The organism is Comamonas flocculans (assembly GCF_007954405.1).
GTDB lineage: Bacteria > Pseudomonadota > Gammaproteobacteria > Burkholderiales > Burkholderiaceae_C > Comamonas_C > Comamonas_C flocculans.
The window spans coordinates 2625055-2643962 of the sequence record NZ_CP042344.1 but is presented as its reverse complement, the minus strand read 5'-3'; the positions used below and the strand labels follow the sequence as shown (position 1 = coordinate 2643962).

General features: G+C 68.8%; 17 protein-coding genes. 10 read left to right on the top strand and 7 right to left on the bottom strand.

What is annotated here, in order from left to right:
- Positions 1–4 precede the first annotated feature (4 nt).
- Positions 5–355 carry a hydroxyisourate hydrolase gene (gene uraH / locus FOZ74_RS12620; RefSeq protein WP_146913402.1) on the bottom strand — a complete coding sequence of 117 codons (351 nt, stop codon included), beginning with the start codon at positions 353–355 and terminating at the stop codon, positions 5–7.
- A 120-nt stretch (positions 356–475) separates the two neighbouring features.
- Here uraH and ggt point away from each other — a divergent pair, with 120 nt between their 5' ends.
- Positions 476–2248 (top strand): gamma-glutamyltransferase, encoded by a 1773-nt coding sequence (ggt, locus tag FOZ74_RS12615; protein ID WP_146913401.1) that lies wholly within the window; start codon positions 476–478, stop codon positions 2246–2248.
- A 169-nt stretch (positions 2249–2417) separates the two neighbouring features.
- Here ggt and FOZ74_RS12610 read toward each other — a convergent pair whose 3' ends face one another.
- Positions 2418–3743: a glycerate kinase type-2 family protein gene (locus tag FOZ74_RS12610; RefSeq protein ID WP_146913400.1), complete on the bottom strand. Its 1326-nt coding sequence runs from the start codon at positions 3741–3743 to the stop codon at positions 2418–2420.
- 211 nt (positions 3744–3954) lie between these two features.
- Between FOZ74_RS12610 and FOZ74_RS12605 the strand changes: the two genes are divergently transcribed.
- From FOZ74_RS12605 to FOZ74_RS12595, 3 genes are all read left to right on the top strand, one after another.
- Positions 3955–4116 carry a DUF1328 domain-containing protein gene (locus FOZ74_RS12605; RefSeq protein ID WP_146913399.1) on the top strand — a complete coding sequence of 54 codons (162 nt, stop codon included), beginning with the start codon at positions 3955–3957 and terminating at the stop codon, positions 4114–4116.
- Between the two features lie 93 nt (positions 4117–4209).
- The gene (locus tag FOZ74_RS12600; protein ID WP_146913398.1) at positions 4210–4755 is read left to right on the top strand and encodes a ferritin-like domain-containing protein; all 546 of its coding nucleotides are present in this window, start codon (positions 4210–4212) and stop codon (positions 4753–4755) included.
- Between the two features lie 61 nt (positions 4756–4816).
- Positions 4817–5239 (top strand): PRC-barrel domain-containing protein, encoded by a 423-nt coding sequence (locus tag FOZ74_RS12595; RefSeq protein WP_146913397.1) that lies wholly within the window; start codon positions 4817–4819, stop codon positions 5237–5239.
- A 180-nt stretch (positions 5240–5419) separates the two neighbouring features.
- Here FOZ74_RS12595 and FOZ74_RS12590 read toward each other — a convergent pair whose 3' ends face one another.
- The 5 genes from FOZ74_RS12590 to FOZ74_RS12570 form a co-directional block, all read right to left on the bottom strand.
- Positions 5420–5962 (bottom strand): RidA family protein, encoded by a 543-nt coding sequence (locus FOZ74_RS12590; RefSeq protein WP_255437607.1) that lies wholly within the window; start codon positions 5960–5962, stop codon positions 5420–5422.
- A gap of 38 nt (positions 5963–6000) precedes the next feature.
- A complete protein-coding gene (locus tag FOZ74_RS12585; protein WP_146913396.1) occupies positions 6001–6486 on the bottom strand; it encodes a c-type cytochrome in 486 nt (161 codons plus the stop codon).
- A 25-nt stretch (positions 6487–6511) separates the two neighbouring features.
- Positions 6512–8149, bottom strand: a complete 1638-nt coding sequence (locus FOZ74_RS12580; RefSeq protein ID WP_222434208.1) for a flavin monoamine oxidase family protein — start codon at positions 8147–8149, stop codon at positions 6512–6514.
- 249 nt (positions 8150–8398) lie between these two features.
- Positions 8399–9469, bottom strand: coding sequence for an extracellular solute-binding protein (locus tag FOZ74_RS12575; RefSeq protein WP_146913395.1), 1071 nt, complete (start codon positions 9467–9469; stop codon positions 8399–8401).
- A gap of 73 nt (positions 9470–9542) precedes the next feature.
- Positions 9543–9758 carry a hypervirulence associated TUDOR domain-containing protein gene (locus tag FOZ74_RS12570; RefSeq protein ID WP_146913394.1) on the bottom strand — a complete coding sequence of 72 codons (216 nt, stop codon included), beginning with the start codon at positions 9756–9758 and terminating at the stop codon, positions 9543–9545.
- Positions 9759–10045: 287 nt separating this feature from the next.
- Here FOZ74_RS12570 and FOZ74_RS12565 point away from each other — a divergent pair, with 287 nt between their 5' ends.
- The 6 genes from FOZ74_RS12565 to FOZ74_RS12540 all read left to right on the top strand — a co-directional run bounded on the left by FOZ74_RS12565 (position 10046) and on the right by FOZ74_RS12540 (position 18888).
- The gene (locus FOZ74_RS12565) at positions 10046–10729 is read left to right on the top strand and encodes a GntR family transcriptional regulator (protein WP_146913393.1); all 684 of its coding nucleotides are present in this window, start codon (positions 10046–10048) and stop codon (positions 10727–10729) included.
- The gene (gene puuE / locus FOZ74_RS12560; protein ID WP_146913392.1) at positions 10726–11688 is read left to right on the top strand and encodes an allantoinase PuuE; all 963 of its coding nucleotides are present in this window, start codon (positions 10726–10728) and stop codon (positions 11686–11688) included. Before FOZ74_RS12565 ends, puuE begins: the two co-directional genes overlap by 4 nt.
- A gap of 63 nt (positions 11689–11751) precedes the next feature.
- On the top strand, positions 11752–13614 hold the full coding sequence (uraD, locus tag FOZ74_RS12555; RefSeq protein WP_146913391.1) for a 2-oxo-4-hydroxy-4-carboxy-5-ureidoimidazoline decarboxylase: 1863 nt from the start codon (positions 11752–11754) through the stop codon (positions 13612–13614).
- A complete protein-coding gene (locus FOZ74_RS12550) occupies positions 13611–14867 on the top strand; it encodes a M20/M25/M40 family metallo-hydrolase (protein WP_146913389.1) in 1257 nt (418 codons plus the stop codon). Before uraD ends, FOZ74_RS12550 begins: the two co-directional genes overlap by 4 nt.
- Before the next feature lie 127 nt (positions 14868–14994).
- The gene (locus FOZ74_RS12545; protein ID WP_146913388.1) at positions 14995–16482 is read left to right on the top strand and encodes a nucleobase:cation symporter-2 family protein; all 1488 of its coding nucleotides are present in this window, start codon (positions 14995–14997) and stop codon (positions 16480–16482) included.
- Positions 16483–16590: 108 nt separating this feature from the next.
- Positions 16591–18888: an NADP-dependent malic enzyme gene (locus FOZ74_RS12540; RefSeq protein ID WP_146913386.1), complete on the top strand. Its 2298-nt coding sequence runs from the start codon at positions 16591–16593 to the stop codon at positions 18886–18888.
- Positions 18889–18908: the final 20 nt, after the last annotated feature.

Sequence of the window (18908 nt, the reverse complement as noted above, 5' to 3'; positions counted from 1 at the left end):
CTGCTCAGGAGCCCCGGTAGGTGGAATAGCTCCAGGGGCTGACCAGCAAGGGCACGTGGTAGTGCTGCTCGGGCTGGGCGATGCCGAAGTCCAGGCTCACGCGGTTCAGGAAGTTGGGCTCGGGCAGCTCTACGGCGCGGGCCTTGAAATAGGCCGCCACGTCGAACACCAGGCGATAGGTGCCGGCGCGCAGGCTGGCGTTGTCCAGCAGCGGCGCGTCGCTGCGCCCGTCGTGGTTGAGCGTCAGGCGCTTGATCAGCGTGGGGCTATCGCCCTCGGTGGCGTACAGCGCCACCTGCATGCCGGCGGCAGGGCAGCCGTGCATGGTGTCCAGAACGTGGGTGCTCAGCCCCATGGCCTTGTCTCCTGTAGCAGGTCCATCGACGATGCGGGAAAGTGTATACAGTTTTTGTACTCTCGCCATGCGCGCCCCAGGGTTTAGGCTTGGCGCTTCGACCGCATCCGCAAAGCCGCCATGTCCGTCCGCCGCCCTTCCCTTCTTTTCGCCGGCCTGTGGCTGGCGCTGACGGCCGGCTGCAGCCATGCGCCGGCCGAGCTTGCGCCGGTGCTGCAGCAGGCGCCGGCTGCGCGCGCAGCGGCCGCGGCCTACGACTTCGACAAGGACATCTTCCACCCGGTGGTAGCGCGCCACGGCATGGTGGCCAGCGAGCAGGCTCTGGCCACGCGCATCGGGCTCGACGTGCTGCGCCAGGGCGGCAATGCGGTGGATGCGGCGGTGGCCGTGGGTTTTGCGCTGGCCGTGGTGCTGCCCAATGCGGGCAACCTGGGCGGCGGCGGCTTCATGCTGGTGCACGACGCGCGCAGCGCTCGCCAGGTGGCGCTGGACTTTCGCGAGATGGCGCCGGCCGGCGCGCACCGGCGGATGTACCTGGACGCCGAGGGCAAGGTCGTCGACGGCAAGTCGCTCTACACCCACTACGCCGTCGGCGTGCCCGGCACGGTGGCGGGCCTGGCGCATGCGCTGCGCCAGTGGGGCACGCTCACGCTGGCCCAGGCGGTGGAGCCGGCCGCGCGCCTGGCCGAGCAAGGCTACGCCGTCAGCGCCACGCTGGCCAAGGTGCTGGCGCGCGAGCGCAAGACCCTGGCGCCCTGGCCCGCCAGCCGGGCCATCTTCTGGCGCGACGGCGCGCCGCTGCGCGAGGGCGCGCTGCTGGTGCAGCAAGACCTGGCGCACTCGCTGCGCCTGATCGGCGCGCAGGGGCCGGCGGCCTTCTACGAGGGCGAGATCGCGCAGAAAATCGCCGCGGAGATGGCGCCGCACGCGGGCAGCGTCACCCTGGCCGACCTGAAGAACTACCGCGTGCTCGAGCGCGAGCCGGTGCGCGGCAGCTACCGCGGCCATGAGATCGTCACCATGCCGCCGCCGTCCTCGGGCGGCGCGCATCTGGTGCAGATGCTCAACATCCTGGAACGCTGGCCGCTGGCCGACTGGGGCGCGAACAGCGCGCGCACGGTGCACCACATGGCCGAGGCGATGAAGCTCGCCTACGCCGACCGCGCCGAATACCTGGGCGACCCCGACTTCGTGCGCGTGCCGCTTGCGGGCCTGACCAGCAAGCGCTACGCTGATCAATTGGCCGCCGGCATCGCGCCGCAGCGCGCGCGCAGCGCCAGCGACATCCGGGCCGGCCAGCCCCAGGCCCATGAAAGCGGGCAGACCACGCATTTTTCGGTGGTCGATGCGCACGGCAACGCGGTGGCCGTCACCTACACGCTCAACACCAACTTCGGCAGCGGCATCGTCGCGGCCGGCACCGGCATCGTGCTGAACAACGAGATGGACGACTTTGCCGCGCGGCCCGGCGTGGCCAACGCCTACGGCCTGGTCGGCGGCGACGCCAACGCGGTGGCCGCGGGCAAGCGCCCGCTGTCCTCGATGACGCCGACGCTGGTGCTGCAGGACGGCAGGCTGCGCCTGGTCACCGGCAGCCCGGGCGGGCCGCGCATCATCACCACGGTGCTCGAGACCGTGGTCAACCTCATCGACTTCGGCATGAACCCGCTGCAGGCGGCGGCCACGCCGCGCTTTCACCACCAGTGGATGCCCGACGAGCTGCGCGTGGAACAGGGCTTTTCGCGCGACACGCTGGATCTGCTGCGCGCCTGGGGCCACCACGTCGCCGTCAAGCCGGCGATGGGACGCACGCAGACCATAGAGCTGCGCGGCGGCCTGCTCTATGGCGCGTCCGACCCGCGCAACCCGGACGGGCGCACGCTGGGCTATTGAGGACGGCGCGGGCAGCGCAATCGCAGCGCAGCGGCCGCTTCTAAAACAGGGGCTGCCAGCGCTTGTCCACCAAGATTTTCAGATATAAAACTCTTTGAAAACCTTGCTGTACCTGCGCATGCAGCTCTCATAATCGCATCAGGCGCGCCACCTCCGGCACGCCCCTGCCTCAGGCGATCAGCAGCGCCCGGAAGTCGTTCACGTTGGTGTGCGTGGGGCCGGTCAGCAGCGCGTCGCCCAGCGGCTCGAAGAAGCCGTAGGCGTCGTGGCGCTGCAGCAGCGCGCGCGCATCGAGCCCCAGCGCCGCGGCGCGCCCGAGCGTGTCGGGCGTGAGCAGCGCGCCGGCCTTGTCCTGCGTGCCGTCGATGCCGTCGGTGTCCGCCGCCAGCGCCCACACGCCCGGCTGGCCTTGCAGCGCGAGCGCCAGCGCCAGGCAGAACTCCCCGGCCCGTCCGCCGCGCGCGGGCGCGCCCTGCGGCGCCGCCGCGCCCAGCGTCACCGTGGTCTCGCCGCCCGACAGCAGCACGCAGGGCCGGGCAAACGGCGCATTGCGCAGCGCCACCTCGCGCGCCAGCGCCGCATGCACCTTGGCGACCTCGCGCGCTTCGCCCTCGATGGCGTCGGAGAGCACGTGCGCGGCAAGACCCGCGGCGCGCGCCGCCTCGGCCGCCGCCTGCAGCGACTGCCCGGGCGTCGCGACGAGGTGGACCGCCTGCCCGGCCAGGCGTGCATCGCCCGGTTTGGGCGTTTCCAGCGCGCCGCTTTGCAGTGCGCGCACCACGGCGTCGGGCAGCGCGATGCGGTAGCGGCGCGCCACCGCCAGCGCATCGGCGCAGCTGCTGGCGTCGGCCACGCTCGGGCCGCTGGCGATCACCGACACCTCGTCGCCCGGCACATCGCTGATCGCCAGCGTCAGCACCGGCGCCGGCGCGCAGGCCAGCGCCAGGCGGCCACCCGCGGTGCGCGAGAGGTGCTTGCGCAGGCAGTTCATCTCGCCGATGGCGGCGCCGCTGGCCAGCAACCGGGCATGGATGTCCTGCAGCTGCGCCAGCGTGAGCCCCGGCACCGGCAGGCTCAGGAGCGCCGAGCCGCCGCCTGAGACCAGGCAGATCACCAGGTCGTCCGCCGTCAAGCCCCCGGCCAGCGCCAGCAGCTCGCGGGCCGCGGCAGCGCCGGCGGCGTCGGGCACGGGGTGCGCGGCCTCGCGCACCTCGATGCGCCGGGCCAGGCCCGTCGGGCGCGGCGGCACGTGGCCGTAGCGCGTGACCACCAGCCCGCTCAGCGGCGCCTGCGTCGGCCACAAGGCTTCCAGCGCCTGCGCCATCGCGCCGGCCGCCTTGCCAGCACCCAGCACCAGCGTGCGCCCGCGCGGCGGCGGCGGCAGCCAGGGGCCGATGGCACCGAGCGGCTGGGCGCGCCGCACCGCCACCTGAAAGAGCGCACGCAGCAGGCCGCGCGGGTCTTCGCGAAACGGCGGCAGGGTGTTCAGCGGCATGGCAGGCATCACGGTGGAGCGCAATTATCGAAGGCGCCCGCCCCGGGCGCTGCGCACGCGATCTGCGCTGACAGCAGGTGTCGGTGCCGTCCTACAGGCAGGCGCAGCAAGGCCCCGGACAATGAATTTCAGCTCTCGGGCCCCGTGCACAACGCCGACCTCCGGCGACGCGAAGGGCCCGGAACCCACAACCAAAGAAAGGACAAACGCCATGCTGCATTACGCACTCGTGTTCCTGATCGTCGCGCTGATTGCCGGCTTCCTCGGGTTCTTCGGAATCGCCGGGGTCGCGGCGGAGATCGCCAAGATCTTGTTCGTGGTCTTCCTGGTTCTGTTCGTGGCGTCCTTCATCTTTGGCCGCCGGCGACCTTGACGCTCGCCCGCACACCAAGCTCCGGGACGGCCGCCCAAAGCGCCACCAGCCACGGGCGGTCGGCCACCCGATCTGAACATGAAGGAGAAAACCATGCACCAGAGCACCCCTGCCTCGGGCACGATGAAGCTCGATGAGGATGCCATAGCCCGCGCCCGCGACAACCTCGAGCAGGGCGCGGTCACGCCGGGCATCGCGCCCCACGCGCAAGAGATCTGCAAGCTGCTGAACGACGCGCTGGCCACCGAATGGGTCTGCGTGCTGCGCTACCGGCGCCACTATTTCACCGCCAAGGGCCTGTCCTCCGAAGCCATTGCCGAGGAATTCCTGGCGCATGCCAATGAAGAGCTGGGCCACGCGGACCGCCTGGCGGCGCGCATCGTCCAGCTCGGCGGCGAGCCCATGCTCGACCCCGACACCCTGTCGGCGCGCAGCCATGCGCAGTACGACGAGTCCACCGAGCTCAAGGCCATGATCCGCGCCAACCTGGTGGCCGAGCGCCTGGCGGTGGAGATCTACCGCCAGCTCATCGCCCTGGTGGCCGACAAGGACCCGACCAGCGCGCACCTGCTGCGCGACATCCTGGCCGAGGAAGAGGAACACGCCGACGAGCTCTCCGACTGGCTCGAACGCCCCTGATTACCCAACCCGCGGCGTACACCCCAAAGCCGCGCCGCGTACACCCAGAAAGGAAACAACCATGCAATTTCGCCCCATTGGCCACGGCCTGATCCTGAGCGCCTGCCTCGCCCTGCCCTTTGCCGCCAGCGCGCAGGTGGCCGGCACCACGGTGCTCGGCACCACGCAATCGGTCTATGCCACGGCCGCCAACGGCTGGAGCGTGAAGAAGGCCATTCTTGACCACGATGTCTACAACGACGACGCCAAGCCCGAAGTCGTGGGCAGCGTCGAGGACATCATCATCGCGCCCAAGGGCTCGGTGTCCTACGCGGTGGTCAACGCCAGCAAGTATCTGGGCCTGTCGTCCCACTACGTGCTGATCCCGGCCGAGCAGTTCCATGTGGAGAACCAGCGCATCACCCTGCCCGACGCCACCAAGGAAGCGCTGCGCAACGTGCCCGAGTTCAAGTACAACAGGAACGCTGACGAAAAGCTCAAGTAAATCCAGGCAAGCCCCCTTGGCGCCCATACGGCCTCGTGCCGCATGGGCGTCTTTTTGTCTTTGCCGCGCGCGCTGGCGGCGCTGCCCGCGCCACGCCCACGAGGTTCACCGGCCTGGGCCGGTCACGCCGATGGGCAGGGCATTTGCGAGGTGAGGAAGCGGGCGCAGCGGGTGCCGCGCTCAGCGGTCCGCGGGCAGGCGCACGGCGGTGACTTCGATCTCCACCAGCCACTCGGGATGGCCCAGCGCGGCAACCTGGAAGGCCGAACGCGCCGGCAGCCTGGGCTGCTCTGCCGTGCCGAAAAAGCGCGTATAGCCGCGCATGAAGCCGTCGAAGTCCAGCCTGCCGCCCTGGCGGCGGTCGCCGACCAGGAAGGCCTGCATGCGCACCACGTCGCCCATGCCCAGGCCGAGCTGCGCCAGCTGGGCCGAGATGCTCTGCAGGACGCCGGTGGTCTGCTCTTGCATGTTGCCGTAGCTGCCGTCCGCGCGCTGCGGCGGCACGGTGCCAGACAGGTAGACGGTGGACGCACCCGCGGGCACCTCCACCGCCGAGGAGATGGGAAAGTTCGCCACCGGGTGGCGTACCACCTGGCTGGGCGGGGGCGCCGCGACGCTCGCGCGCTCAGGCGCCGGTTGGGCGCAGCCGGCCAGGGCCAGTGCGCCCAGAAGCAGGCCCGCGCCCGCAACGCTGCCCATCCGGGCGCGCAGATCTTGTTTCATGGGAACCGTCCTTCGTGGAAAAGGAGCGCGCGCTGCGCTCAGTCGTAGGAGCTGTGCGGATCGGGCGCCGCCTGCTTGCGCAGCTCGGCCACCTGCGCGGGCGCAATCGCGTCGCTGTAGTCGTTGCCGAAGTGGGTGCGGATGTAGTTGACCGCCGCCGCCACCTGCTCGTCGTCCAGCCGGTTGGCGAACGACGGCATGCCGTGCAGGCCGGTGATGATCACGGTCATGGGATAGGCCCCGGCCGCCAGGCGCTGGTTGTCGGCCAGCTTGGGGTAGAAGCCGTCACCCGTGGCGCCCTGCCCTTCGGGCATGTGGCAACCAGCGCAGACCGTGGCATAGATGGCTGCCCCGCCCTTTTGGGTATTGACGTCGCGCGAGGCAGAGAAGCTGTCCATCAGCTTCTGCAGTTGGGCGTCGGGCGCGCCGCCGGCCTCGGCATCGGCAGCGGACGAAGCGACAGCCCATCCCAGCCCGCAGGCCACGGCGCTGGCTGCGGCGGCGTATTTCAGAAAATTCCTCATGTCGTTCTCTCCATGTGAGGCACGCTCAGGCACTGGCCTTGGCGTGCAGGCGCGTGATCGCGTCCAGCGAGGAAAGAATCGCGCCTTCCTGCCAGGCCGGGATGTAGGACACGTGCTCGCCCGCCAGCACGATGCGCCCGTCGATCGCCGCGAGGTCGTCGTAGTGGGCGGCGCGCAGAGCGTCGTTCCACAGCCCGTAGCAGCCATGGATCCACGGCATGCGGTGCCAGGCCAGCGCCACGCCGCTGCGAAATTCCTTCTTGTACTGGGGGTGGATCCTCGAACCCCACTCCACCGCCAGGCGCACGCGCTCTTCGGGCGACATGGCGGTGAAGCGGTAGCTGTTGGTGTTTTCGTAGGTGTAGGAGCCGAGCAGCACCGCGGGGCCGCTGCTCAGATAGCCGGTGGAGGGGTAGGAGATCTGCTCGATCGGCAGACTGGTGTAGCTGATGCCGCCGTAGATGCGCTCGTCCTCTTCCCAGAAGCGGCGGTTGAATTCCAGCCCGATCTTCACCGAGGAGCCGTAGGGCAGGCTCTGGATGGCGTCCAGCATGGGCTTGCCCACCTGGATCTCCTCGAGCTGCGAGAGGACGGATGCGGGAATGGTGCACACGCACCAGTCGGCGCGGGCCTTGAGCACGTTGTCCGGGTCGCCGCGGTCCTTGTAGCTGATGGTGACGCCGTCCGCGCCCTGCTCGATGCGCACCACCTGCGAGCGCAGCCGGATCACGTCCTTGAGCTCGCGCGCAAAGGCCTGGGCCAGCATGTCCATGCCACCCTTGGGCTCGAACATCGTGGTCGCGAACTCGTGCATGTTGAAGACGCCCAGCATGCTCCAGAGGTTGGTGCCAACGAGGTCCTTCAGGCCTATGGGCTGCGAGGGCCGGGCCACCGGCATCAGGCCGCCACCCGGCTCCACCGCGTAGCCGCGCGCCATGCTGGTCTGCATGTTCTTGGCGTAGCGGTATTGCTTGTCGAGAAAACCCCAGTCCTTCAGGCTGGCGAGGAGCTTTTGCGCGTCCTCGCCCGAGACCGCGTCGTCGAGCGCGTTCTGGCGCACGCTCTTGGCCAGCAGCTCGGCCACATGGCCGCGCACATCGCTGTAGACCTCGTGGGCGCGCACGGGCTTGCCCCCCAGCTCGCCATCGGCATGCAGGTAGGCGTTGTGGTTGAACATGTTGAAGGGCTCGATCTCCACGCCCAGCTTCTTGTAGTAGTCGAGCAGCGCCACGTGGTGGTAGGGCACGCGCCAGGGGCCGGGGTTGAGGTAGTTGCCCCTGGCGAACTGCACCTTCTGCACGCTGGCGTCGATTTCCTCGACGCTGTCGCCGCCGCGCAGCGTGTAGCAGCGCCCGCCCGCGCGGTCCTGGTATTCGAGGATCTGCACCTGGTAGCCCGCGCGGCGCAGCTCGTAGGCGGCAACCATGCCGGCCAGGCCCGCGCCCAAAATGACCACGGAAGAGCCTGGTTTGGCACCTTCCAGCTTGATCGGACCGTTGTACTGGTACTGCCCGCTCTGGGCGGCAAAGCCCAGCGTGCTCATCGCCTGGTACATCGCGGCGCCGCCCGCCACCTTGCCTATGGTGGCCAGCAGCTGCCGGCGGCTGAAGGGCAGGCGCTCGCCCGCACGTTTGAAGCTTGTCTCGTCCAGGGCTCCCGCCATCTCCATGCCTTGCATTTGCTACCTCGAAATTGCATTGCCCGCTGCGGGCTTGAGGCGCCCGCCCCGCGGGGCCGAGAGGGCCGAAGTGGAGTGGCTGCCGGAAATTTCATTCTCGGCAGCGCGGGCGCCCGGGCTTGTAGGACTAGCGGAAGTCTGGCGCTCAGAGAGCGGCGCGTTCTGTGCGCGCCGGGCACGAACGGGGCGCACCACGCAGCCGCCATGGCGGCTACGCCGGGCGCCCATGAAAGCTCAAGGCCGCTGCGACCGGTCGAAGCCGACCTGCTCGGCCATCTGGCGCGCGGCGCCGAGCTGGCGCGCAATCCTGGCCAGCGCCGTGGCATCGGCCTTGAAGTCCTCGCGCGCGCCGAGCAGGGTCTTGAGCTCGGGGTTGTCGAACCTGAACTTGCGCACCACCGGCCAGTCGTTGTTGCCATTGGCAAACAGGTTCTGGCCCTGGGCGCTGGCCAGGTAGTGCAAAAACTCGCGTGCCTGCGCCGGGTGTTTGGCATGGCGCGCCAGCGCGGCGCCTGAAACGTCCACATGCGTGCCCCAGCTGCCCTGGTTGGGGAAGCTCACCGCAAGCGCCCTGGCCGCGTCGCGGTCGGAGCGCACGTCCGACTGCATCAGGCGCGCCAGGTCGGCCTGGCCCACCAGCGCAATCTTGCAGGTGCCGGCAAGCACCGCGCGGATCTGGTCGGTATCGCTGCCTTCGGGCGCGCGCGCCAGATTGGCCTTGACGCCGCTGAGCCAGCGGCGTGCGCCGGCGCTGCCTTCATGCTCGATGACCGCAGCGATCAGCCCGAGGTTGGCCGGGGTGTGCGCCCCGGCCATGCACAGCTTGCCGCGGTTGCGCTCGCTGGCCAGCTTCAGGTAGCTGTCCACGTCCGCGGCGTCCACCTGCTCGCCCTGATAGACCACGATGCGGGCATTGCGCGCAAAGCCGAACCAGGCGGTGGCGCCTTCGCCGTCGGGCGCCGCGCGCAGGGCCGCGGGCACCGCCGCCTGCAGCGCGTCGGAGCGCAGCGGCTGCAGCAGGCCCTCGGCCTCGGCCTGCGCCAGCAGCGCGATACCGTCGAGCAGCACCACGTCGGCGGGCGAATCGGCGCCTTCGTTGCGCAGTGCCTCGAGAGTGGCCGGCCCGGTGTTCTCGGTGCGGTTGACCTCGATCGAGGTGGTGCTGACGAAGTCGGCGAAAAAGGCCTCGTCGGCCGTCTGGCCTCGGCCGGAATAGACGTCGATCGTGGCGTTCTGCGCGCGGGCTGGCAGCGCCATCGCCGCGGCGACCGCGGCCAGCACCAGAGCGCCGACAAGCTTCTTCATGGTGTATCTCCCAGGTTGACAGCCAGCCTGCAAGCCCGCGACGGCATGCAGGCGCGCGCCTGCAGCGCGCCGCTCAACTGCGCAGCAGCCGCAGTGCGCTGCCCTTGTGTACTGCCACGTGCTCCGTCTTGTCGCTCTTGATTTCGTACTGCGGCTCCTCGCTGCTGGCGTGGCGCTGGTGGCCCTTCCACTGGAAGTCGCTCTTGTGCACCTTGCCGATGGTGCCGCGCACGCGTCCGGCTTCCGAGTTCCAGCTCACGTGGTCGCCCGTCTGGTATTCCTTGCCCATGCTTTCCTCCTTGCAAGCGGCATGCCGACAGCCGGCCGCCCGCCGGGCGCGCCGTTTGCCTCGGCCGCTGCGCCCTGGCGGCGGGGCGGTGGCCCGTGCCGCTGACTTCATGCTAGGCAACAGGGGCGGGCGAGGACATCGGCTGCCGGCGCACGCCCGCGTCGGCCAACCGAGCGGCGCCCTGTCGGACACAACCTACAAAAGGACGAACGGAACCGCCGCCTGCGGTGCCGATGGAACACAAAAAGTGTATGCAGTTTTTGTGTTCACGCGATATCATGGAACGCATGGATACCCCCGCCTCCACCACCGCGGTGATCGTCGAGAGCCTGACCCGCGCCGTCGTCGAGCACCGTCTGCTGCCCGGCACCAAGCTGGCCGAACAGAAGCTGGCCGACCACTTCGGCGTTTCACGCACGCTGGTGCGTCAAGCGCTGTTCCAGCTGGCGCAGAACCGCCTGATTCGCCTGGAGCCGGCGCGCGGCGCCTTCGTCGCGACCCCTTCGGTGCAGGAGGCGCGCCAGGTGTTTGCGGTGCGCCGCATGCTGGAGCTGGCCACGGTGCGCGCCTTCATGGCGGAGAGCACGCCGGCCAAGATCCGTGCGCTCAAGAAGCACATGGAGGCCGAGCGCAAGGCCATGCAAGGCCAGGACGTGAGCGAGCGCACCCAGCTGCTGGGCGACTTTCACGTGCAGATCGCCACGCTCATGGGCAACGCGGTGCTGGCCCAGCTGCTGGGCGAGCTGATCTCGCGCTGCGCGCTGATCACGCTGATGTACCAGAGCAGCACCGCGGCCGAACACTCGCACGCGGAGCACGAAGCCATCTTCGGCGCCATCGTCGCCGGCGACGAAGCCGCAGCGGTGCGGCTGATGCAGGAACACCTGGACAACGTCGAGGACGGACTGATGTTCGAACGCGACCTGCCTACCAACGACCTTTCCATGGCGCTGACCGCCACCAATCCATGAGCGCTTGCTACGACACCACCGCGGCCTACCCGCGCGACCTCATCGGCTACGGCCGCACGCCGCCGCACCCGCACTGGCCCGGGCGGGCGCGCATTGCGGTCTCCTTCGTGCTCAATTACGAAGAGGGCGGAGAGAACTGCGTGCTGCACGGCGACGCGGGCAGCGAACAGTTCCTGTCCGAACTGTTCAACCCCGCGGCCTACCCCGCGCGGCACATGAGCATGGAGAGCATCTACGAATACGGCTCGCGCGCCGGCGTCTGGCGCATCCTGCGCGAGTTTGAAAAGCGGGGGCTGCCACTCACCGTCTACGGCATCGCCACCGCGCTGCAGAAGCACCGCGAGGTGGCCCAGGCCTTTGACGAGCTGGGCCACGAGGTCGCCTGCCACGGCCTGCGCTGGATCCACTACCAGGACGTGCCCGAGGCCGTGGAGCGCGCGCACATGCACCAGTGCCTGGAAATCTTCGACCAGCTCTATGGCGGCAAGGGCGACCACGCGCTGGGCTGGTACACCGGGCGCGACAGCCCCCACACCCACCGCCTGGTGGCCGATACCGGGCGCTTCACCTACGACGCCGACTACTACGGCGACGACCTGCCCTTCTGGATGAAGGTGGCCAAGACCGACGGCAGCACGGCGCAGCAGCTCGTCGTGCCCTACACGCTGGACGTGAACGACATGCGCTTTGGCCTGCCCCAGGGCTTTTCGCACGCCGAGCCCTTCTTCCAGTACATGCGCGACGCCTTCGACGTGCTCTACGCCGAAGGCGACCCCGAAGGCCCGAACGCACCCAAGATGATGACCGTCGGCCTGCATTGCCGCATGGTGGGGCGCCCGGGGCGCTTCGTCGCACTGCAGAGATTTCTCGACCACATCGCGCGCCATGAGCGGGTGTGGGTCTGCCGGCGCATCGACCTGGCGCGGCACTGGGCGCGGCAGTTCCCTGCGGTTTCTTGAGCAAAACAGGCTCCAGCCCTTGCCACACAAGCGCCAGCAGCTCTCTTTTCGATAGGAAACACCATGCCTTTGACGCTGGACGAGATCAATACCGCCCCGCTGGCCGACGCTCCGCGCCTGCTGGACGGCATTTACGAGCATTCCCCCTGGGTTGCGGAAGAGGCCTTGACCCAGCGCCCCTTCGCCACGCTGGCCCAGCTCAAGTGGGCCCTGGTGCAGGCGGTGCAGGAAGCGGGGGTCGAAGCGCAGCTCGCCCTGATCCGCGCCCACCCCGAGCTGGCCGGCAAGGCGATGATGAGCCGGACGCTGACGGCCGAATCGACCCAGGAGCAGAACAGGGCCGGCCTGACCGACTGCACGCCCGACGAGTTCGCGCGCATCCAGCAGCTCAATGCCGACTACAACGCCCGCTTCGGCTTCCCCTTCATCCTGGCGGTGCGCGGGCCGCGCGGCACGGGTCTTGCCAAGCAGCAGATCATCGAGACCTTCGCGCGGCGCCTGGCCAACCACCCGGACTTCGAACGCGCCGAGGCCCTGCGCAACATCCACCGCATTGCGGAAATCCGCCTGAACGAGAAGTTCGGCCAGGAGCCGCGCCTGGGCAACGAGGTCTGGGACTGGCACGAGCGCCTGGCGCGCCACAGCGACCAGGGCCATGCGGAAAAAGGCCAGCTCACCGTCACCTACCTCACCGAAGCGCACCGCGCCTGCGCCGAGCAGCTCAGCCAGTGGATGCGCGAGAGCGGCTTTGACGAGGTGCAGATCGACGCCGTGGGCAACGTCGTCGGGCGCTACCGGCCGGCGCAGGCCGCGGGCGCGGACGGCGCAAGCGCCGCAGCCCGCGAGGCCGCCAACCGCCAGGAGGGCGACGCGGCCAACGACGCGACCGGCGCGCCCCCGGCGCAATACCTGCTGACCGGCAGCCACTACGACACGGTGCGCAACGGCGGCAAGTACGACGGGCGCCTGGGCATCTTCGTGCCCATGGCCTGCGTGCGCGAGCTGCACCGCGCGGGTCGGCGTCTGCCCTTCGGCATCGAAGTGGTGGCGTTTGCCGAAGAGGAAGGCCAGCGCTACAAGGCGACCTTCCTCGGCTCTGGAGCGCTGGTGGGCGCCTTCGATCCGGCTTGGCTCGATCAGGAGGACGCCGAGGGCATCACCATGCGCAAGGCAATGGAAGACGCCGGCCTGTGCATCGCCGAAATCCCCAGGCTCAAGCGCGACCCGGCCGATTACCTGGGCTACGTTGAGGTGCACATCGAGCAAGGTCCGGTGCTCAATGAAATGGGCCTGCCGCTCGCGGTGGTCACCAGCATCAACGCCAGCAGCCGCTACCGCTGCAGCATCACCGGCATGGCCAGCCACGCCGGCACCACGCCGATGAAGCGCCGGCGCGACGCGGCGGCCGCCGCCGCCGAACTGCTCGTCTACATGGAGCAGCGCGCCACGCAGGACGGCGACAGCGTGGCCACCATGGGCATGCTGCAGGTGCCCGACGGCTCGGTCAACGTGGTGCCGGGGCGCTGCGAATTCAGTCTGGACCTGCGCGCGCCCAGCGACACCCAGCGCGACGCGCTGGTGGCCGACGTGCTGCAAAAGCTCAATGAAATCTGCCAGCGCCGCGGCCTGCAATACGTCGCCGAGCGCAGCATGCAGGCCAGCTGCGCCCCCAGCGACGCGACCCTGCAGGCGCACTGGGAGGCGGCCGTGGCAAAGCTCGGCCTGCCGGTGCACCGCATGCCCAGCGGCGCGGGACACGACGCGATGAAGATCCACCAGATCCTGCCCCAGGCCATGCTCTTCGTGCGCGGCGAGAACAACGGCATCAGCCACAACCCGCTGGAATCCACCACCGCCGACGACATGCAGCTCGCGGTGCAGGCTTTCAGCGACGTATTGCAGCAACTTGCACAGGAACACCCATGAGTAGCGACTACGAACAACTCGACGCCTGGATCGACGCGCACTTCGACGAGCAGGTGCGCTTTCTGCAGGAACTGGTGCGCGTGCCCACCGACACGCCGCCGGGCGACAACGCCCCGCACGCCGAGCGCACCGCCGAGCTCATCCGCGCCTGGGGCTTCGAGGCCGAAAAGCACGCCGTGCCCGAGCAGCAGGTGCGCGACTACGGCATGCAGAGCATCACCAATCTCATCGTGCGCCGGCCCTATGGCCAGGGCGGCATCACGCTGGCGCTCAACGCCCATGGCGACGTGGTGCCGCCGGGCGATGGCTGGAAGCACGACCCCTACGGCGCCGAGATCGAGGACGGCAAGCTCTACGGCCGCGCCGCCGCAGTCAGCAAGAGCGACTTTTCCACCTTCAGCTTCGCCGTGCGCGCGCTCGAAGCGGTAGCCCGGCCCACCAAGGGCAGCATCGAACTGCACTTCACCTACGACGAGGAATTCGGCGGGCTGCTCGGCCCCGGCTGGCTGCTCTCGCAGGGCCTGACCAGGCCAGACCTGATGATTGCCGCCGGCTTTTCCTACGAGGTCGTCACCGCGCACAACGGCTGCCTGCAGCTGGAAGTCACCATTCAGGGCCGCATGGCGCACGCGGCGGTGCCGAACACCGGCGTGGACGCGCTGCAGGCGGCGGTCTTCGTCATGAACGCGCTCTATGCGGAAAACAGCGCCTACCAGGAGGTGAGCTCAAGGGTCAAGGGCATCTCCCACCCCTATCTGAACATCGGGCGCATCGAGGGGGGCACCAACACCAACGTGATTCCGGGCAAGGTGGTGCTCAAGCTCGACCGGCGCATGATCCCCGAGGAAAACCCGGCCAAGGTCGAAGCCAGGCTGCACAAGGTGATCCAGGACGCGACGCGCCACTTCAACCGCTGGCGCGGCGTCAAGGGGGCGGACGCGGTGACGAGCGACGTGCGCCGCATCCTGCTGGCGCGCGCCATGACGCCGCTGCCCGGCAACCAACCGCTGGTCGGCGCGCTGCAGAAACACGCGGCGGCGGTCTTCGGCCAGATACCGCCGGCCGTGGGCACGCCGCTGTATACCGACGTGCGACTCTACGGCGAACAAGGCATCCCGGGGGTGATCTACGGCGCGGGCCCGCGCACCGTGCTCGAAAGCCATGCCAAGCGCAGCGACGAGCGTCTGGACCTGGAAGACCTGCGCCGCGCCACCAAGGTCCTGGCGCGCGCCCTGGCCGACCTCATGGCCTGAACGGGGCGCCTGCCTTACGCGAACGGGGCGCGGGCGTCAAGCCCGTGCAAGCGATAGTGTCCATGCGCCCTGTTTTGTATACACTTTTTGTATGTACTTCTTCTGACCAGCATCTCAGGATCCCCCCATGCGCGACACCGTCCATCCCGTTGATGAAGCCCTGCCCTGGGGGCAGACCATAGCCCTGGGCTTGCAGCACGTGCTGGTGATGTACGCGGGCGCGGTGGCCGTGCCGCTCATCGTGGGGCGGGCGCTGAACCTGACGCCCGAGCAGGTGGCGCACCTGATCTCGGCCGACCTCTTCGTCTGCGGCCTGGTGACGCTGATCCAGGCGGGCGGGGCCACCCAGTGGTTCGGCATCAAGCTGCCGGTGATGATGGGCGTGACCTTCGCCGCCGTCGCGCCCATGGTGTCCATGGCGCAGACCACGGGCGGGCCCTACGGTGCGGGGCTGATCTTCGGGTCGGTCATCGGCGCGGGGGTGGTCGCCATCCTCATCGCGCCCTTGATGAGCCGCATGCTGCGCTTTTTCCCGCCGGTCGTCACCGGCACCATCATCGCGGTGATAGGCATCAGCCTGATGCGCATAGGCATCAACTGGATCTTCGGCAACCCGATCGGCCCCACCGCCCCGGCCATCGCCAACCCCGACCACATCAAATGGCTGCAGGAGCTGCAGGCCGCCGTCAGCGCGCCGGGCTCGTCGCTGCCGGCCGTGCCCAAGGGCTTCGCGGTGTTGCCCACGCTGCCCAATCCCAGGTACGCCGACCTGACCGGCGTGGGCATCTCCGCCCTGGTGCTGCTCACCATCTTGCTGGTGGCGCGCTTCGGCAAGGGCTTCGTTGCCAACATCTCGGTGCTCATAGGCATCATCGTCGGCGGCCTCGTCACCGCGGCCATGGGGCTGATGGAATTCTCCAAGGTCGGCAAGGCCGCATGGTTCGATCTGGTGCTGCCCTTCCAGATCGCCTACCCGGTGTTCGACCCCATCCTGATCCTGACCATGTCGCTGGTGATGATCGTGGTGCTGATCGAATCGACCGGCATGTTCCTCGCGCTGGGCGAGATGACGGACAAGCACATTTCGCCCGACGACCTCAAGCGCGGCCTGCGCACCGACGGGCTGGGCACCGTGATCGGCGGCATCTTCAGCACCTTCCCCTACACCAGTTTCTCGCAGAACGTGGGGCTGGTGGCCGTCACCGGCATCAAGAGCCGCTGGGTCTGCGTGGCGGGCGGCGCGATCATGATCGTCTTCGGCATCGTGCCCAAGATGGGTGCGCTGGTCGAATCCTTGCCCACCGTGGTGCTGGGCGGCGCGGGTCTGGTGATGTTCGGCATGGTCGCCGCCACCGGCATACGCATCCTGGCGAGCGTGGACTTTCACCACAACCGCAACAACGCCATCATCGTCGCGATCTCCATAGGCGTGGGCATGATTCCGCTGGTCGCGCCGAACTTTCGCCAATGGATGCCGCACGCCATCCATCCGCTGATCGAATCGGGCATCCTGCTCGCCTCGATTTGCGCCGTGGCCCTGAACCTGTTTTTCAACGGCGCGCGCGAAGACACCGCCGCGGCAGCCCGTGCCAGCATGCAGACCGGCGCGCATTGAACCGGCGCGGCGTCCCCGGGCCAAGGGCCCGGCGCACAGCGCGCAGGCCCTGCCAGCACCCCTGTTTGCAGTAAGCTCGACGCGCAACTCTTCTCCATCGGGTGCCCCATGAGCAAGTCTCTCTCCCCTGCCGAAGCCGCCCTGCGCGAGGCCGCGCTCGACTACCACCGCAACCCCTTGCGCGGCAAGGTCTCGGTCACGCCGACCAAGCCCCTGGTGAACCAGCGCGACCTGTCGCTGGCCTATTCGCCGGGCGTCGCCTACCCCTGCCTGGACATCCACGCCGACCCGGCCAAGGCCTACGACTACACCTCGCGCGGCAACCTCGTGGCCGTGGTCACCAACGGCACGGCGGTGCTGGGCCTGGGCGACATCGGCCCGCTGGCCGGCAAGCCCGTCATGGAAGGCAAGGGCTGCCTGTTCAAGAAATTCGCCGGCATGGACGTGTTCGACATCGAACTGGCCGAACGCGACCCGGACAAGCTGGTGGACATCATCGCCGCGCTGGAGCCCACCGTGGGCGGCATCAACCTGGAAGACATCAAGGCGCCCGAGTGCTTCTACATCGAGCGTGAACTGTCCAAGCGCATGAACATCCCGGTGTTCCATGACGACCAGCACGGCACCGCCATCATCTCCAGCGCCGCGCTCATCAACGCGCTGGAGCTGGTGGGCAAGGACATCGGCCAGGTCAGGCTCGCCGTCTCCGGCGCCGGTGCCGCCGCGATCGCCTGCGTCAACGTGATGATCGGCCTGGGCCTGAAGCGCGAAAACATCTACATGTGCGACTCCAGGGGCGTGATCCACCACGAGCGCGAGAACCTCGACCCTTCCAAGGCGCAGTTCATGCGCAAAACCGATGCCCGCACCCTGGCGCATGCGGTCGAGGGTGCCGACGTCTTCCTCGGCTGCTCGGCGCCGGGCGTGCTCAGCGCCGAAATGCTCAAGACCATGGCCCCCAGGCCGGTCATCCTGGCGCTGGCCAACCCCGAGCCCGAAATACGCCCCGAACTGGCCAAGGCGGTGCGCCCGGACTGCATCATCGCCACCGGCCGCTCGGACTACCCCAACCAGGTCAACAACGTCCTGTGCTTCCCCTACATCTTCCGCGGGGCGCTGGACTGCGGCGCCACCCGCATCACCGAAGAGATGAAGCTCGCCTGCGTGCGCGAGATCGCCGCCCTGGCCAAGGCCGAGCTGTCGGCCGAAGTCGCCGCAGCCTACCAGGGCAAGGAAATGCACTTCGGGCCGGACTACCTCATCCCCACGCCGTTTGACGTGCGCCTGATCCTGCGCATCGCCCCGGCCGTGGCCAGGGCGGCGGAGGAGTCGGGCGTGGCCACCCGCCCGATCGCCGACTACGCAGCCTACCGCGAAAGCCTCACCCGCTTCGTCTACCAGACCAGCATGTTCATGCGCCCGGTGTTCTCCGCCGCCAAGGCCATGCCGCAGCGCGTGGCCTATGCCGAGGGCGAGGACGAGCGCGTGCTGCGCGCCGCCCAGTTCGCCATCGACGACGGCCTGGCCAAGCCGATACTGATAGGCCGCCCCGCCGTCATCCAGGCGCGCATCGAGCGCAACGACCTGCGCCTGCAGCCCGGCGTGAACGTGGAAATCTGCAACCCCGAGGACGACCCGCGCTTTCGCCAGTACTGGGAGACCTACCACAGACTCATGGGGCGCCACGGCGTCACGCCCGAAACGGCAAAAGCCTCGGTGCGCCGTTCCAACACGCTGATTGCCGCCCTCATGGTGCACCTGGGTGATGCCGACGCCATGCTCTGCGGCCTGGTGGGCAAGTTCGACAACCACTTGGCCCACATCCGCGGCGTGCTCGGCCTGCAGGACGAAACCCACGACCTGGCCACCGTCAACGCCGTGGTCATGGGCGGCAACACCCTGTTCATCGCCGACACCTACATCACCGACGAGCCCAGCGCCGAGCAGCTGGCCACCATCGCGCTGCGCACCGCCGAGGAGGTGCAGCGCTTCGGCCTGCCGCCCAAGGTGGCGTTCCTGTCGCATTCCAACTTCGGCTCGTCCACGCGCCCCAGCGCACTGAAGATGCGCCGCGCGCGCGAGATCTTCGGCCGGATCGCGCCGCAGATCGAATGCGACGGCGAGATGCACGGCGACTCCGCGCTGTCCGAGACGATACGCCGGCGCACGCTGCTGGACTCCACGCTCACGGGCAACGCCAACGTGCTGATCTGCCCCAACCTGGACGCGGCCAACATCCTGTTCAACGTGCTCAAGACCACCGACGGCCACGGCACCACGATAGGCCCCATCCTGCTGGGCTGCGCCGCCCCCGCGCACGTGCTCACGCCTTCGTCCACCGTGCGCCGCGTGGTCAACATGACGGCACTGGTGGCGGCCAACGCCACCTCCCGCGCCCCGCGCTGAACCCGGCCCCGAGAAAGCTG

Coding starts and splice junctions, on each gene's coding strand:
- uraH (WP_146913402.1), bottom strand. CDS start 355: ATGGGGCTGAGCACCCACGTTCTGGACACCATGCACGGCTGCCCTGCC.
- ggt (WP_146913401.1), top strand. CDS start 476: ATGTCCGTCCGCCGCCCTTCCCTTCTTTTCGCCGGCCTGTGGCTGGCG.
- FOZ74_RS12610 (WP_146913400.1), bottom strand. CDS start 3,743: ATGCCGCTGAACACCCTGCCGCCGTTTCGCGAAGACCCGCGCGGCCTG.
- FOZ74_RS12605 (WP_146913399.1), top strand. CDS start 3,955: ATGCTGCATTACGCACTCGTGTTCCTGATCGTCGCGCTGATTGCCGGC.
- FOZ74_RS12600 (WP_146913398.1), top strand. CDS start 4,210: ATGCACCAGAGCACCCCTGCCTCGGGCACGATGAAGCTCGATGAGGAT.
- FOZ74_RS12595 (WP_146913397.1), top strand. CDS start 4,817: ATGCAATTTCGCCCCATTGGCCACGGCCTGATCCTGAGCGCCTGCCTC.
- FOZ74_RS12590 (WP_255437607.1), bottom strand. CDS start 5,962: ATGAAACAAGATCTGCGCGCCCGGATGGGCAGCGTTGCGGGCGCGGGC.
- FOZ74_RS12585 (WP_146913396.1), bottom strand. CDS start 6,486: ATGAGGAATTTTCTGAAATACGCCGCCGCAGCCAGCGCCGTGGCCTGC.
- FOZ74_RS12580 (WP_222434208.1), bottom strand. CDS start 8,149: ATGGCGGGAGCCCTGGACGAGACAAGCTTCAAACGTGCGGGCGAGCGC.
- FOZ74_RS12575 (WP_146913395.1), bottom strand. CDS start 9,469: ATGAAGAAGCTTGTCGGCGCTCTGGTGCTGGCCGCGGTCGCCGCGGCG.
- FOZ74_RS12570 (WP_146913394.1), bottom strand. CDS start 9,758: ATGGGCAAGGAATACCAGACGGGCGACCACGTGAGCTGGAACTCGGAA.
- FOZ74_RS12565 (WP_146913393.1), top strand. CDS start 10,046: ATGGATACCCCCGCCTCCACCACCGCGGTGATCGTCGAGAGCCTGACC.
- puuE (WP_146913392.1), top strand. CDS start 10,726: ATGAGCGCTTGCTACGACACCACCGCGGCCTACCCGCGCGACCTCATC.
- uraD (WP_146913391.1), top strand. CDS start 11,752: ATGCCTTTGACGCTGGACGAGATCAATACCGCCCCGCTGGCCGACGCT.
- FOZ74_RS12550 (WP_146913389.1), top strand. CDS start 13,611: ATGAGTAGCGACTACGAACAACTCGACGCCTGGATCGACGCGCACTTC.
- FOZ74_RS12545 (WP_146913388.1), top strand. CDS start 14,995: ATGCGCGACACCGTCCATCCCGTTGATGAAGCCCTGCCCTGGGGGCAG.
- FOZ74_RS12540 (WP_146913386.1), top strand. CDS start 16,591: ATGAGCAAGTCTCTCTCCCCTGCCGAAGCCGCCCTGCGCGAGGCCGCG.